11 protein-coding genes and 1 pseudogene are annotated in these 14,590 nt (G+C 37.0%); 7 read left to right on the top strand and 5 right to left on the bottom strand.

From position 1 onward, the window contains the following. The coding region (locus F994_RS17695) for a YDG domain-containing protein (protein WP_004649312.1) at nt 1-578 on the top strand (578 nt) is incomplete at its 5' end. 2 nt (nt 579-580) lie between these two features. Then, complete coding sequence (locus F994_RS06090) at nt 581-2,254, top strand: ShlB/FhaC/HecB family hemolysin secretion/activation protein (RefSeq protein WP_004649311.1); 1,674 nt, start codon at nt 581-583, stop codon at nt 2,252-2,254. Nucleotides 2,255-2,993: 739 nt separating this feature from the next. Here F994_RS06090 and F994_RS06085 read toward each other — a convergent pair. Both F994_RS06085 and F994_RS06080 read right to left on the bottom strand, forming a co-directional pair. After that, on the bottom strand, nt 2,994-4,352 hold the full coding sequence (locus F994_RS06085; protein WP_167555799.1) for an amidohydrolase: 1,359 nt from the start codon (nt 4,350-4,352) through the stop codon (nt 2,994-2,996). Between the two features lie 284 nt (nt 4,353-4,636). Beyond that, nucleotides 4,637-4,933 (bottom strand): annotated as a pseudogene (locus F994_RS06080) (tyrosine-type recombinase/integrase); the annotation flags it as partial. Between the two features lie 123 nt (nt 4,934-5,056). Here F994_RS06080 and F994_RS17810 point away from each other — a divergent pair. After that, complete coding sequence (locus tag F994_RS17810) at nt 5,057-5,248, top strand: NAD(P)-dependent oxidoreductase (RefSeq protein ID WP_034696748.1); 192 nt, start codon at nt 5,057-5,059, stop codon at nt 5,246-5,248. Between the two features lie 257 nt (nt 5,249-5,505). Here the strand turns inward: F994_RS17810 and F994_RS06070 are convergent, their stop codons facing one another. Together F994_RS06070 and F994_RS06065 are read right to left on the bottom strand one after the other, a co-directional pair. Next, nucleotides 5,506-5,901, bottom strand: a complete 396-nt coding sequence (locus tag F994_RS06070; RefSeq protein WP_004649307.1) for a DUF4951 domain-containing protein — start codon at nt 5,899-5,901, stop codon at nt 5,506-5,508. 13 nt (nt 5,902-5,914) lie between these two features. After that, complete coding sequence (locus tag F994_RS06065) at nt 5,915-8,386, bottom strand: TonB-dependent receptor (protein ID WP_034696746.1); 2,472 nt, start codon at nt 8,384-8,386, stop codon at nt 5,915-5,917. A 681-nt stretch (nt 8,387-9,067) separates the two neighbouring features. Here F994_RS06065 and F994_RS06060 point away from each other — a divergent pair. The 4 genes from F994_RS06060 (at nt 9,068) to F994_RS06045 (ending at nt 13,885) form a co-directional block, all read left to right on the top strand. Then, nucleotides 9,068-10,036: a SphA family protein gene (locus tag F994_RS06060; protein ID WP_004649305.1), complete on the top strand. Its 969-nt coding sequence runs from the start codon at nt 9,068-9,070 to the stop codon at nt 10,034-10,036. A 74-nt stretch (nt 10,037-10,110) separates the two neighbouring features. Further along, nucleotides 10,111-10,917 (top strand): SDR family oxidoreductase, encoded by an 807-nt coding sequence (locus tag F994_RS06055; protein WP_004649304.1) that lies wholly within the window; start codon nt 10,111-10,113, stop codon nt 10,915-10,917. A gap of 147 nt (nt 10,918-11,064) precedes the next feature. Further along, entirely contained in the window at nt 11,065-12,282 is a 1,218-nt protein-coding gene (locus F994_RS06050; RefSeq protein ID WP_004649303.1) for a multidrug effflux MFS transporter, read from the top strand. 478 nt (nt 12,283-12,760) lie between these two features. Continuing rightward, nucleotides 12,761-13,885, top strand: a complete 1,125-nt coding sequence (locus tag F994_RS06045) for an FAD-dependent monooxygenase (protein ID WP_004649302.1) — start codon at nt 12,761-12,763, stop codon at nt 13,883-13,885. Between the two features lie 65 nt (nt 13,886-13,950). On the opposite strand, the gene F994_RS06040 is transcribed toward F994_RS06045, so the two are convergent. Next, nucleotides 13,951-14,382, bottom strand: coding sequence for a DUF2147 domain-containing protein (locus F994_RS06040; RefSeq protein WP_004649301.1), 432 nt, complete (start codon nt 14,380-14,382; stop codon nt 13,951-13,953). Nucleotides 14,383-14,590: the final 208 nt, after the last annotated feature.

The raw sequence follows: 14,590 nt of genomic DNA, 5'->3' as shown, positions 1-14,590 counted from the left end.
TGAATGCCCAAGGTCAATTTACCAATAAGAACGCAGGTCAAGGCAAAGATGTAAATGTATCAGGTAGCTTAACGGGTACCGATGCAGGCAACTACCAAGTCAGCACCAACAGTAGCGCCAAAGCCAATATTGCCAAAGCCAAAGCACAGGTCATCGGTAACAACTTAACTACGACCTTTAATGGTCAACAACAGCATGTTGATGGTTTTACTGTTAAAGGTTTGGTGAATGGCGAAACGACTTCTGTCTTAACAGGCGTGACGGCAACAGGTGCCAGTGCTACAGCAGAAGGGACGTATAGCAATATTGTCAGTGGTGAAGATCAAAACTATGAATTGATGTTCACGGCAGGAATGCTCAAAATCCAAGCACCGCTGCTCATACCACCTGTTACGCCTGAACCACCCAACCAACCAAATGATTCACTTTGGCAAGGTTTGTTGGATGATAACTACCAACGTGCGATTCATTTTGCACCTAAACAAGACAAGCCAAAACGTTCAGATGACATCAATATTGAAATCATAGGGGATGGTATCAATATGGATGGTATTCACACATTCGCAGGGAACTTCTAATCATGTTATATCCAAAACAAACACTACTAATCAGTATGTTGGCTATTATTAGCGTCCCTGTTTTTGCAGCAACACTGCCCAATGCTGGGCAACTGTTACAGCAACAAAGCATCCAACCGTACCAACCACAGGCTGAAATCACGATTGAACAGCCTGATCAAATGCAGACGATTCAAGCGGATAACCAGCAACAAGTTCGTATTGAAAAAATCCGTATTGCGGGTAACCAAAGTATTGCAACCGCTGACTTACGGGCATTGGTGCATGATGCCGAAGGTAATCTGCAAACGTTGGCTGATTTGCAACAATTGACCAAACGGATCACAGCCTATTATCAGTACAAAGGTTATCCTTATAGTCGTGCCTATTTACCTGCACAAAATCTTAAAGAGGGTGTATTGACGATTGCGATCATTGAGGCAAAATATGATCGTATTCATGTGAATAATCAAGCCGATTTATCGCCAGAGTTGGTGCAAGCTATACTTCTACCCTTACAATCTGGACAGGTGATTGATTCGGCAACGTTGCAACAACAATTAAAGCTGCTCAATCGTTTAGATGGCGTACAAACGCGTAATGTAATCAGTGCAGGCCGTTATGTAGGTACCAGTGATCTGACCATCGATATTCAGCCAACAGCGAAACTTACAGGTTATGTGGGAGCGGATAACTATGGTAACGAATATACCAAAGAAGTGCGTTTCACTGCGGGTATTGTGCTGAATAATGCATTAGGCTTGGGCGATCGCCTAAGTTTAGATGGTTTAACTTCGGGTAATCTCAATTTTGGTCGCTTAGGATATGAAGCGACCATCAATGGTGCGGGCACCCGTTTAGGGGCAAGCTACTCGGATTTAAGCTACAAATTAGGTAAAGAATATCGTGTCTTAGATGCGGTGGGTATCGCACAACAGGCCAGTGTTTGGATCAATCAGCCTGTTTTATTAAATAATCGTAGTGAAGTGATCTTGGGCGTACAATATGACCATAAACGCCTAGAAGATGATATTACAGTTGCTGATATTTATCGTCATCGTGATATTCATGTTGGGCGTATTCGCTTAGACGCATCACAGTTTGATGATTTTGCAGGTGGTGGTTTAACCCAGATTGGAGTTGCCACCGAGATTGGTAAAGTGGTTTATAAAAATGCCACGGCTGCACTCGATGATCAAATGACCGCAAAAACTCAAGGTGATTTTGTCAGTGCATCGCTCAATGTCTCACGTTTACAAAATTTAAATGGCTCTAAAACCCAATTATACACATCGCTACAAGCACAATTTAGTCCAGATAACTTAGATAGTGCGCAACAGTTTAGTGTGGGTGGAGCATCGAGTCTGGCAGGGTATCAAAATAGTACGTTAAGTGGTTCGAGTGGTTACTATGCATCCGCTGAAATTAGACAAAATTTTTATGCTTCTGCCCATAATCAGTTTACTGGCAAAGTGTATGTGGATACAGCAACCGTGCAACATCAAGCGAGAGAATGGCAAGGTTTAACGGGTGACAATAAGGAACGTCTGCATAGTGCTGGTTTAGGCTTGAATTGGTTAAACTCGAGCCAAACACAAGCGTCATTAAGTATCGGCTTCCCAATAGGCGCTAAACTAAAAATTAGTGATAAACAAAATGATGCAGAGGTTTGGTTTAACGTTAGTAAACACTTTTAGTAAATTGTATTTAGTTCGGAATTGATAGGGCTTTGTTGTACAAATTTATTACTAAAGGCGTATGTACCCCTATAATTTTTCAATGAATAAGTCTACACCTAAAATCTATTGTACGACCAACTGTCTTCTTACATGAGCAGTATACTGCTCAAGTTTGATTAATTGAGGGAATATAACCATTTGGTTTGACCCTCATATACAGTGGTATGCCAAATAACCAGCCAAATTGGGATAAAATCAAATTTATTCTGTTTCTGCTATTTATTACAATAATTAGCTCATTCAGCCTTATCTTTTACATTTTTCAAGGTATGCTTCACGTAAGTATGCTGCTTCAACTTCATCTAGCGAGATAGTTTTGATTCAACTACTTAGTTCAAGTGAGCAGAATAATTCTATCTAAACATTGAATTCTCCCAGTTAGATAAAAAACACCACTTTTTATGTAGTGTTTTTTAGTTGAGACCATTAGAATCAGACTGTTGCGAAGTTATTCATACCAGTTATAAAACGCTAGCTTATATAGAGTTGTTCTAGATCTCTCTAATGATGAAGTGGTTTTGTTACTGAAGATACAGTTAACATTAAGAAGTAAGAGCACAACACAAAGTCGCCACACATTTGTGTATTAGGTTAATCTCACTTTACTTATTCGATTTTCTACTTTTAAACTCTATTAATTTCAGGGCGCATTACCTACACACTGGTTATCTTCAATGTAAAAATAACCGATATTTGTCTAGGAGAGTGGCGGCAGTCCAACTTGTGTCTTTTTCCAAACGGTCTGAACTTGTTCGGCAACTTTAGGATAATCCATCACGAAGCGTACGTGGCTTTCCACTCCAATTTTTAAAGTCGCATCATCAACAATAAACAGTGGATTATGGTTTGGTGCAGCTTTAGACATATCCTGATTGGCTGGTGTAGCCCCAACAAAAATAAATAAAGACGGCATCAATTCACCATAGTATGCGAAATCTTCACTGGCACTGGCGTTATTTTCTAGCACATGCAGTTTAGAGTCACCCACAACCTTGGCTAAAGTAGGTTGCATTAACTTCGTTAAAGTTTTGTCATTAGTGGTAACAGGAGCATAAGGGGAAATTTCAACTTTAGCTGTAACATCGTTGGCCAGTGCATTATGTTCAATCATTTTAGGTAAATCTTTTAAAATGTTTTGACGTATATTTTCACTATTAGAACGAATGGTACCGATCATATTGACTTGTTCAGGAATAACATTGCCAGCAGTACCGCCTTGAATACTACCAATACTCACTACACCCATTCCTTGGGTTAAGTCAGCTTTACGACTGATTAAACTTTGCATGTTGTTAATCATTTGTGATGAAGCATAAATCGGGTCACGTCCCAACCATGGCATAGAACCATGTACTTGCTTACCATTCACTTGAATACGTAAATGATCGGCACTATTTAAAATTGCACCATCTTTATACAGAATATTGCCACTTGGCATACCTGCCATCACATGCATACCAAAAATGACTTCTGGTTTAGGATTATTCAAAGCGCCATCAGCAATCATTTTGCGGGACCCGATTAAATGACCTTGGCTAAAGTTGTCTACATCTGCGCCGCCTTCTTCTGCGGGTTGAAACACAAAAACGACAGTCCCAGCAATTTTATCTTTATTGGCTGCAAGAGCTTTGGCTGCTCCCAACAACATGGCAGTATGCGCATCGTGTCCACAGCCGTGCATCACATGTGTTTCTTTGCCTTGATAAATCGCTTTGGTCTTACTGGCAAAAGAGAGTCCTGTTTTTTCTTCAATTGGTAAAGCATCCATATCGGCACGCAATGCCATCACTGGACCTAGTTTAGCTCCTTTTAAAATTCCAATGACACCCGTTTTGGCATATCCTTTACGCACTTCAATCCCATAAGATTTCAACTCTTTTTGGACTAGCTCAGAGGTTTTGAATTCCATATTTCCAAGTTCAGGATGCTGATGAATGTGTTGGCGTAACTTGATGGTATGCGCCTCAACATTTTGAGCTGAATCATTAATCCAATCTGCAAGGCTGAGTTGGCTGCAAAAAAGAAAAGGAAGAGAAAGCGCGATCTGCTTATAGATGTACATAAATGGGAGAACCTTAAGATTTTTAAATAGTTAAAGTGATTCTCTAGAATTGCATACTGTTTTAAAATTAACCAAAACTATCGAAGTGTTTTTTTATACTTTTAAGGTATTTAAAGTCTTAAGATTTGATACTAAAGGAGTTTATATAGATATACATATTTTAAAACCACCTGTTCTTATTCTAGTTTTATAAAGTTGATACGAATTTATATTTTCAGACCAGTGCAACTAAAGCCTATCTATGAAAATTTATCACCATATCTAAAAATTGATTCAATTTATTTTTGGTATACATATTGTGCCGAATTAGTCATCAATCCTTCACGCTTTTCGAGATATGCACCACCTAAATAAGCAGCCTCGACTTCATCTGGCAATTTATGGGCAAGCATATGTTCACAGACTTCACGAGGATAGTCTGTTTTATCAGCAGACCTGTCTCGGAAAGTAGACCGAAATCCATGTGTAGTAATCACACGATTTTGTTTTAGATCAATATAGTCTAAGCAATCTTCCTTCTCTTTTTGTTCATGCATACGCTTGATAAGCGTAGTTAAAGACATCTCAGAAAGCATTACAACATTAATGATGTTTAAACTTACAGAAGCGAGTATTTTACTGATTATTGCAGTAGACTACTTTTTATACATGGGGCCATACAGCAATCAATATTATTTGGTAATAGTGTTGCAAACAAGATGTTTGAACCAAGTGGTACAGCTAGAACTCAATTAAAAGATATAAACACAGCCATGGCATATGCTCAAACTTTAGGATTGAATTTGCCTGTTGCCAAATTGGTAGATCAACTTTTTGAAAGTATGGTAAATGCTGGAGAATGGAGGTTTAGATCACTCAGGTCTAATTTGAGAATTAAAACGATTAAATAGCTTAACTCTGTAATAAATATTTAAGATTAATAAAATAAGAAACCGCCATTAATGGCGGTTTCTTATGAATGACAACTTATGTGTCGCGTGATGCCATAGTTTTTCGATTGTAGATGTGGCAATCTCGAAATATGCGTCAAAAATCTCACATCATCTGTCATTAATTGTTCTGGCTCAGGCGGATGCTTACTTGGAAAATTTATGATAGTGAGTTTTAGCTCCCTTTTTTTAAAAAAATCATAAGAGATCATAAATACTTAATTCCATAAAGTAATAACTTTTTTCATTAATTTTGCACGAATTGGTGCGGTGGGGTTACATGAATTTCGTTTAGTTTCATTTTCATAAAAAGCTTGCCATTCCTGTAGTATTTTTAGATTAACCCCATTCTTTTTATAGTTTGTAATATCTGTTTGAGTAACAGTATTTAGTTTTTGTTGAGCACCCTCTGGACCTGTAGCCCAGCCAATTACACCCTGACCAAATTCAGGTAAGGACATATTGTTGGGAGTGTGAGGTAGTGGATTACGCTCGATATTAGGATTAACTGAGCAGTTCTTGTCTAATTTTACGTTAGTTTGATTAACTTGTTCAGCAGCGAAAATTGGCATAGATATACAAGCAAGAACACTGACTAAAATAAAGTGTTTCATAAGTATCTCATTATTAAAATTTAAAACTAATATCGGCAATAAATTGACGTCCAGATTCAGTATATAGATTGGCTGAATTTTCTAGGGTATAACGATTGATTTTGTTGGTGAGGTTCTTAATAGTTAACCCCCAAATAAGATAGTGGTCTTTTGCTACATGAATGTTATAGCTTGCACGCATGTCCCAAGTAAATGCGCTACTGATAGGGGTTAAATCATAGCGAGTTTTCACTAAATTTCCATCTGGTCCAATTGGGCGTTCATTAACTGGAATAGTTGATGAAACCATCGCATCATAGCCAGATTTTAAACGCAGCTGGTTACTGAGTTTTAATGGCACTTTTTGGAAATCGATATTCCAAGCTAAACGTGCTGTCCAAGGACGATTGTAATTATTGGCAGGGCGAGTTGACTCATCAATAATTTTATTATCATATAAAATATATTGTTGATAATTCGAAGGAATTATTCCATCATCATAATCAGTGAAATTGCTATTTTTATCAGTATGGTCAAATGCAAATAAAATGGAATGTTGGCTTTCTTTAAATGAAATCAGCTGGTGATTAGTAAGTGTGAAAGTGTACGTATCCGCTTGCATGCGCCCTAAATTGTCATATTCATCAATAATTGGGCTTATTGATACACGTGTTTTACGAATTTGGTCTTTGAAATTACGATGAACATATTTAAGTTGTGCGTCAAAAGCACCTATTAGACTGTCTATTGCAAACATTGACTCATCGACATAAGGAGTGACCAAATCACTGGTTTGGATGTTTGATGATAAATAGGGCACTCGGCTACCCCAATCATTATCAATATTTTTCCGTGTTTCTCTATAGCTTAAATTATTAATACCATCCTTAAGATAGTATGCAAAAAGCTTATTTGCATAATAGCGGTTCCAGCCAGTTGTAAATTTTAAATGTTGATTGGAAAAGGGGAGATACTGAAAAGTGCTTCTAGGTGAAAATACAGTTTTACTGTTTAAACTGTCATAATCTGTACGGAGGCCTAAGCGAAGATTGATATAGTCATTAAATTGAATGGCATCTTCAATAAAAAAATGAGCATGATCATTACGAATCTCAATGCTACCTGCATTTAAACCAACGCGTGTAGTGTGATATTGTCCTTGGCCATTGTTATAACTAGCATCGCAATTAGGATCTATGCTTTGACCATTTTGATGTAAGCAATTCGTTATATCATTATTAGTTGGCACAAAGTAATTATATACGTTTTCTAGACGTTGCCAATCTGTATCATAGTGACCATAACCAGCACCGATTAGTACATTATGTTCAGCATTGAACCATTGAAAAGGATGAAATTCAGATTTAATTTTATATTCTACCGAATTTAGGCCTTGCGCTTGATCCCCATAGCCTCCTTCTGTTGCTGTAGTTAGTGTACTCCAATCTTTATTTTTTGAATTACGCCATATAATCATCTCATTTGATGCACTATCTGAGAACATATCTTGTTTTTGAAAAACAAAAGATTGTGTCATTCTGGCATACTTAAGTTGTGAACGTAGTTCTAATTCCATAGCTTTATTTTGACTACTGACATCAACATGACCATTTTTAACATTATATTGATTTAAACTTTTCTGATCATTTTGAAACTGTAGACCTACTTTTAATTTGTGTTGTTCGTTTAATTTGCCATAAATATTTAGCTGGGCTGACTCATTTTCTAATGCATGTTTGGCACTATCATGATTGACTAAAAGTGATTTGACATTAATATCAGATTGACGCTTGGAAAGATTAAGGTTCATTCCAATACGATCTGTTAAATTGCTATATAGATTTGCTGAAATTCCATGTTTAGTGAAGTTTTTTTGATAGAGATCACCAGATTCTTTTTCAAAGTCTTCAATTTCATTTTCATCAATATGGTTGGAATTAGTCCAATCATTTGATGTGTAATCATAGATAATTTGCCCATGTACTTTTCCTACAGTAGTTTTGGGTGCACATGTTTTGGCTTTAACGACACCACCTAAAAACTCACCATATTCGGCACTTACGTTACTGTCAAAAACTGCTAGCTCGCATAACAAATCAGTATTAATAGTTGTTGCAACCGATGAGCCACTGAGCCCTGTCATGGCAAAGTCATTATTACCAGCAACAGGATTGATAACATTGTTAAGGCTAATGTTGTCGAGCATGATTTGATTGTCATACACCATAGCACCATTAATACTGAAATCATTGGCTTTGATTTCGCCAAGTTTTGCAGCAGACATACTGTCTTGTGAAAACTGTACATTTGGGTTGAGTTGTAATACTTCACTGATGGTTTTATTGACTGAGCCTAAACGTTTTAATTCATCTTCATTATAAAGTGATACTCCAGGCTCTATTTTTTGTTGAGCTTCTAATGAAATTTTTTTCAGAATAAATTTTTTTGTTTCTTCATAAATTTTAGTCTCTTGAGCTTCTGTCGCATGACATACATTTGACGACACTAGTACAATAGATATAGATAGAAGAGACCGATGCATTAATGAATTTCGCTATAGATGCAAATAAGAAGCAATATTATTTACATTTGCGAAATAAAAGCAATGTAAATGATAATAGTTTAAATCTATGAGGTGATAGTTTTTATTAATTTTTGATCATAATTAATAGTAGCTAAATTAAACTTTATTTCAATCTGATCCTGAGCACAAAAAATAGTTCCCATAAAGAAAGCGAGGGATAAGTCATTTTCAGATTTACCTGCATGGTGGATAAGTCGAATTTTCTCCACATATGTAGTACTTCAGTGATTAAAAGTAACAAAGTCATATTCGCTCATGCCAGCTGCTATAGCCTAAATAGAAATGTTTGGTTTCTCCAAAGTAAAAATGTCCGCTTTTAGAATACTCATCTAGAGATTTTCTTAGCATGCTGTTTACTATGTTGGTGTCTATGTCAGATAAAGAACTAAAATGATTGTCAGTCTTGCAATAAGTCTATGATCAATGCATAACGCAATCTAAAGCTGCCCAGCTCTTACAAACTTACAACTTTGACAGCTTAGTCAAAGTGTTATCTAAATTAAGCATATCTGCTTTAAAAATAAGCCTCTATCTACTTATATAGTCATCCCGTACTGTTTAGCCATTAATTATAAAAACGTAAACAGCTAAATGGAGTCAGCTATGTTTTTAAAAATGGTTAAATGCACAACAGCATTATCTATTGGATTATTTTTATCTGGGCAGGTTCTAGCATTGGAACCCGGTGCAGCGCCTCAAGCACCAGCTGGAAATACCATGGGTATACCACTCAGCGCACCATTACCACCTGGACTTTACTATACCAGTTCAACTAAATTTTTAACTGGCTCATTGAAGGATGATAATGGCGATAATTTAGGTTTGGATTTAAATGCACCGGCTTCAACCTCTATTTTTATTTATACTCCCGGTTTTCAAGTCTTAGGTGGTGATTACCGCGCATGGCTTGCGATACCATTTATTCTGGCAGAAGAGAAAATCAGTAATCCAATGCTTGGGGAAACAGGTACGCATTCTCGGACTGCTTTGGCAAATATTGATGTGCATTTCGCTGATATTGCTTGGACTTTAAGTCCGGGACAATTTGTCAGCACAGGTTTAGGTGTGCTGACCACAACAGGTTTTTGGAAGCAAGGTACCACAGCGACCAGTGGTGAGTATTGGTCAATCAATCCACGTCTGGGTTATAGCCTGATGAATCAGGATTGGAATATTTCTTTAGAAAGCTATTATTTTTACAACTTTGAAAATGATAAAAATAAATATGATTCAGGCGATGAATTTTTCTTTGATGTAACAATTCTGAAGAAATTTGATTTTATTGAAGGTTTACAAGTTGGGCCGATTGGTTATATCCGAGAGCAAGTGACTGACGATAAAAATAATGGCACAGCTTATTACGGTACAACCAATGCTAAAGCACGTCAGATGGGCTTAGGTGTACAGGTTCTAAAGGACTTTGGTCGTGGCCTATTTGTTGGACTAAGTTGGTCTAAAGATTTAGAAACCAAAAATGCCGTCAGCAACGATGGGCGCTTCGCATTAAATGTTTCTGTGCCCATGTTTATGAAACATAAACCTAAGCCTACAAACCTGCCAAGTAAGTTTTAATTAAAACCTTATCATTTAGGAAAAGGGTCATCTATGGATGGCTCTTCTTCATATTCAAATCAGGATAGGAAAATATGTCATTACTTCAAGATCATGTCATTTTAGTCACGGGTGCAGGTTCAGGTTTGGGGTTAGGCGTCGCCAAATACTGCCAAGAGCAAGGTGCACATGTCATTTTTACTGACATTTCAGAAGATAAAATTCAGCAATTAAAAAAAGAGTTTTCAGTTGATACATTAATTTTACAATGTGATGTTACCCAAATTCCCGATCTAGAAGCTTGTCGTGATGCCATTATTAACAAATATGGCCGTCTTGATGCATTAATTGGTGCACAAGGCATTTTTGATGGCAATATTCCACTTAAACAAATGACAACTACTCATCTTGATGCTTTATTTAATGAAATCTTTAATGTAAATGTGAAAGGATATTTACTTTCAGCGCATATTTTTCATGATTTACTTGAAGCAACTAAGGGATCTATTGTACTGACCACGTCAACGGCAGCTTATGCTGCGGATGGTGGAGGTGCCGTTTACACTGCTAGCAAAGGTGCTATCCGTAGTCTAGTGAATCAACTCGCTTTTGAATTTGCACCGAATATCCGTGTCAATGCCGTTGCTCCCGCTGCCATTGGTAACAGTGAACTGAAAGGTCCAAAAAGTCTTGAGCTAGACAGTCAAAAACAATCCGATATTCCAAAAGACGCTTTCCTCGGATTATTCCAGTCTATTAGTTTGCTACAAGAGCTGCCTCATGCCCGTGATTATGGTGCGATATACGCATTTTTGGCATCCAGACAGAATATTGTCATGACTGGGCAAACCATTGTTGCCGATCAAGGTCTGCTTAATCGAACCTTATTAACACAATCTTAAGCTCGGTTTTCATAGAATGAATTCATTATCCTTACACAACCAATATTTAAAAAAATAACTGCTACTTGTGCTGAATTTCGCTTAAAGCCAATAAAACTTTAAGCGAAAAAATGCTGTTCAAATAAGATAAAAACTGAAGATAAAGTCATGAATACAATAGAAATTAAAAAAGATTATACTACGCGCTGGATTTTACTTCTCGCAATTTTGACTGCAATAGCGCCGTTATCAACAGATATGTATTTACCAGCACTGCCTGAAATGGCAAAGGAATTCGGTGTAAGTACACTAATGATGGCGAATTCCTTGCCCGCCTATTTTTTAGGGATTGCAGTGGGGCAACTTATCTATGGACCAATCAGTGATCGTATTGGTCGCAAAAAACCACTGGTTTTTGGTTTGAGCCTACATATTATTGCCAGTATTTTATGTATTTATGTTGATGATGTTTGGTCACTGTTTTTTGTACGTGTTCTACAAGCTTTGGGCAGCTGCGTAGGGTTAGTTTTAGCACGGGCAGCTATTCGTGATGTGATGGATACGAATTCAGCATCAAAAGCGTTTGCCAGTATGATGATTGTGATGGGCGTTGCTCCAATTCTTGCACCGACATTAGGTGCATGGTTACTTTATTTCTTTAGTTGGCAATCCATTTTTATTGCACTTTTTGTTTTAGGTGTCGTGAGTTTGATCTGGGTATTCTTTGGATTTAAGGAAACCTTAGTAGAACATAGACGTTTAAAAATTTCATTTAAACAAGTCGGTCAGTTGTATAGTACGATTTTAAAAGATCGAAGTTATCTCTTTCCAATGTTAGCTGGATGTTTTAGTTTTGGCGTATTGTTTTGCTATATCAATGCTGCCTCAGCAGTGCTAATGGGTGGTTTTCATTTAAATCAACAACAATTTGCTTATGCATTTGGTTTTAATGCCTTAGGTACTGTGATTTTATCGGCGATGAATCATAAGTTAGCCGAACGTTTTAATGTCATACAACGCTTACAATTAGGTGGAATTATTCAACTGATTGGTGCCATTCTTCTTATTATTGTCGGGCTATTTCCAGACTTTGGTTTGGTATTAATTATGTTGGGTTTATTTATGGCTGTGGCTGGAATTGGATTAACTGCGCCAAATTCGACAGCATTGGCTATGTCACAACAAGCTCGTCAGGCAGGCTCAGCCAGTGCCTTAATGGGTGGGCTACAATTCATTTTTGGTTTAAGCAGTGGTTTGATTCTGAATTTCCTATTCTGGAGTCCAGTGATGAATATGGCCATTTCGATGCTAATTTTTGTCGTTTTCGCAAATATCGCTATTCAAGCTACCGTTCGCTACCAACAGCAACAATCCCTTACTATCTAAAGCCACGCTTGAAACTATTTTGCATGATGATTTATGGAGTACAGCGCTTCATTCATCATCTTAAAGCAGTACACTTTCGTTAAATAATTGCAATCTCATATTATGAGTAAACGCTTTATTCGATTAATAAGTGCTATCTGAATTTAAGATATTTCATATATCTAAACCCTCTATTTTTGTCATGACCATCTAGAAATACGCTTTTCTAGGGAGCGAGAAAAGTACGTGCGAATCCTGAACAGGAAAATTTGAATGCACAGCTCAATCATTCATATACAAAGACCGAAAATTGATTGCACATTTTAAATAGTTCGACATCTAATTATTCATTCTAAAAACCAATTTTCGGTATTTTCAAATAAAGTAGTTATTTAAAAATAGGATAGCTGCTTTAACTTTTTATACATATTTTGATTATCTAATTTGTTTTATGCTGAAAAATGAAAGGGAAAGTTAGTTCGATATAAAGGATGCAAAAATGAAAATATTGGTCTTAGGCGGTGGTATTGGTGGAATGGCTGCGGCATTAAAGCTAAAAGCTTTGGGGCATCAAGTCGATTTAGTTGAACAAGCCAAAGACTGGAAGGCTGTAGGGACAGGTCTGACACTCTCGGTATTAACTTTACGTGCTTTATGGGATTTGGGAATTGGGAAAGAAATTACTGAGCAGGGTTATGTTCATGATGGAGTCGATATTTATGACCAACATGGCGAATTTATCCGCACAGTTTTATCAAAACGGGTAATTTCATCAGAAACCCCTTCTGAAGGCGCAATTCTACGTCCTGTATTACATCAGATTATGTCTGAGAAAGTTATTGAAGCTGATATCAATGTTCGTCTAGGCGATACGATTGATACTATCAAAAGTGATCTTAAAACAGGTTCAGACGTTCAATTTATCAGTGGCATTAAAGATCACTATGACTTAGTGATTGGTGCAGATGGCGTGTTCTCAAAATTAAGAGACTTACTCATGCCTGAACAAGCCAAACCTGAATATACTGGCCAAGCTTGCTGGCGTATTCAGTTTGAACGTCCAGCGGAAATTACACGTGGGCGCATGTTCCAGTCAGAAAGAATGAAGGTAGGATTTAATCCCTGTAGTCCAACACATATGTATATGTACATGATGGAATGTGTACCGAAGGATCAGGTATGGCGTGAAGAGGCAGAACTACCACAGATTGCAAAAACTTTACTCAGCGATTTTGATGATGTACTACATGATTATATTGCACAAATTGATGTTAATACGCCCATCATTTATCGTCCTTTGGATCGCGTTATGGTCGATGGTGCGTGGCATCGTGGTTCAACATTGCTGATTGGCGATGCAGTACATGCTACAACCCCACATTTAGGTTCTGGTGCAGGCTTAGCTGTGGAGGATGCCATTGTATTGGCTCATTTTATTGAACAATATAGTGATGATCTTGAAACGGTATTTAATGAATTTATGCAGAAGCGTCTGCAACGTGCACGCTATGTCGTCGAAACTTCTGGTGAAATTGGTCGTATGGAAATTGCAGGTGAGTCGATGATCGCGCGCAGTATATTGCTTGCTAAAGGTTTTGAAAAAGTCACTAATGCTTATATGTAAAAGTTAATTAGAGTAAAAGCCTGCATTCAGCAGGCTTTTTTGTTTTTAAAGGCTTGTCCTGTTGGTTATTTCATCCGAATCCAGGATAACTTACGCCCGGCTTTTTCTTCATCTGAATTGCTTCTTAAAATTAATACTGTACCTTTCGTATTAAGTTTTCCATTCACCTCATAAAGCTGATTAATTGCAGGATCGATCACTTTTCCCTTACTGAAACTTTTAGGATTGTTTAGATTTTGCTGTAAACCAGTGAGCAATTGAAAACCGGTTAAACCGCTTAAATTTTTTGCAGGAGCATTCGGTGGATTAAATGCCTCTACAATATTTCCGTTATAGCTATTTCTATCCTGCTTGGTTATTTTAATTTTGACCAATGTAAAACCACTTTTATCATCAATGACTTTCCATAAGCCGCTTAGATCATTCATATCCTGCGCGAAAGCCATCTGATACATCGTACTGTTTAAAGCAAGTAATAAAATCCATTTAAGAAACATGGTAAATCTCAACTGTTTAATAGGGGAATATAGCCAAAGGCTAAATTTCTACTTCAGCTTAGGTTTTTAATTTAATCATTAAATAACTTAAGCATGACTGTTTTAACTATGGAAAAACGTATCTTTAATCAAACGAATAAATACGTTTTTAAAGCTAAAAAAGCCATTCATGGACAAATGGCTAAAGGAAAAAACTCATTTTTTATTT

It is taken from the genome of Acinetobacter bohemicus ANC 3994, assembly GCF_000367925.1.
Taxonomy (GTDB): Bacteria; Pseudomonadota; Gammaproteobacteria; order Pseudomonadales; family Moraxellaceae; genus Acinetobacter; species Acinetobacter bohemicus.
The sequence above is the reverse complement of the archived record's forward strand: the minus strand, read 5'-3'. Positions and strand labels throughout refer to the sequence as shown.

What these genes read in the sequence shown, in the direction of transcription:
- F994_RS06090 (WP_004649311.1), top strand. Translation starts at nt 581, where the DNA reads ATGTTATATCCAAAACAAACACTACTAATCAGTATGTTGGCTATTATT.
- F994_RS17810 (WP_034696748.1), top strand. Translation starts at nt 5,057, where the DNA reads ATGTTTGAACCAAGTGGTACAGCTAGAACTCAATTAAAAGATATAAAC.
- F994_RS06070 (WP_004649307.1), bottom strand. Translation starts at nt 5,901, where the DNA reads ATGAAACACTTTATTTTAGTCAGTGTTCTTGCTTGTATATCTATGCCA.
- F994_RS06060 (WP_004649305.1), top strand. Translation starts at nt 9,068, where the DNA reads ATGTTTTTAAAAATGGTTAAATGCACAACAGCATTATCTATTGGATTA.
- F994_RS06055 (WP_004649304.1), top strand. Translation starts at nt 10,111, where the DNA reads ATGTCATTACTTCAAGATCATGTCATTTTAGTCACGGGTGCAGGTTCA.
- F994_RS06050 (WP_004649303.1), top strand. Translation starts at nt 11,065, where the DNA reads ATGAATACAATAGAAATTAAAAAAGATTATACTACGCGCTGGATTTTA.
- F994_RS06045 (WP_004649302.1), top strand. Translation starts at nt 12,761, where the DNA reads ATGAAAATATTGGTCTTAGGCGGTGGTATTGGTGGAATGGCTGCGGCA.
- F994_RS06040 (WP_004649301.1), bottom strand. Translation starts at nt 14,382, where the DNA reads ATGTTTCTTAAATGGATTTTATTACTTGCTTTAAACAGTACGATGTAT.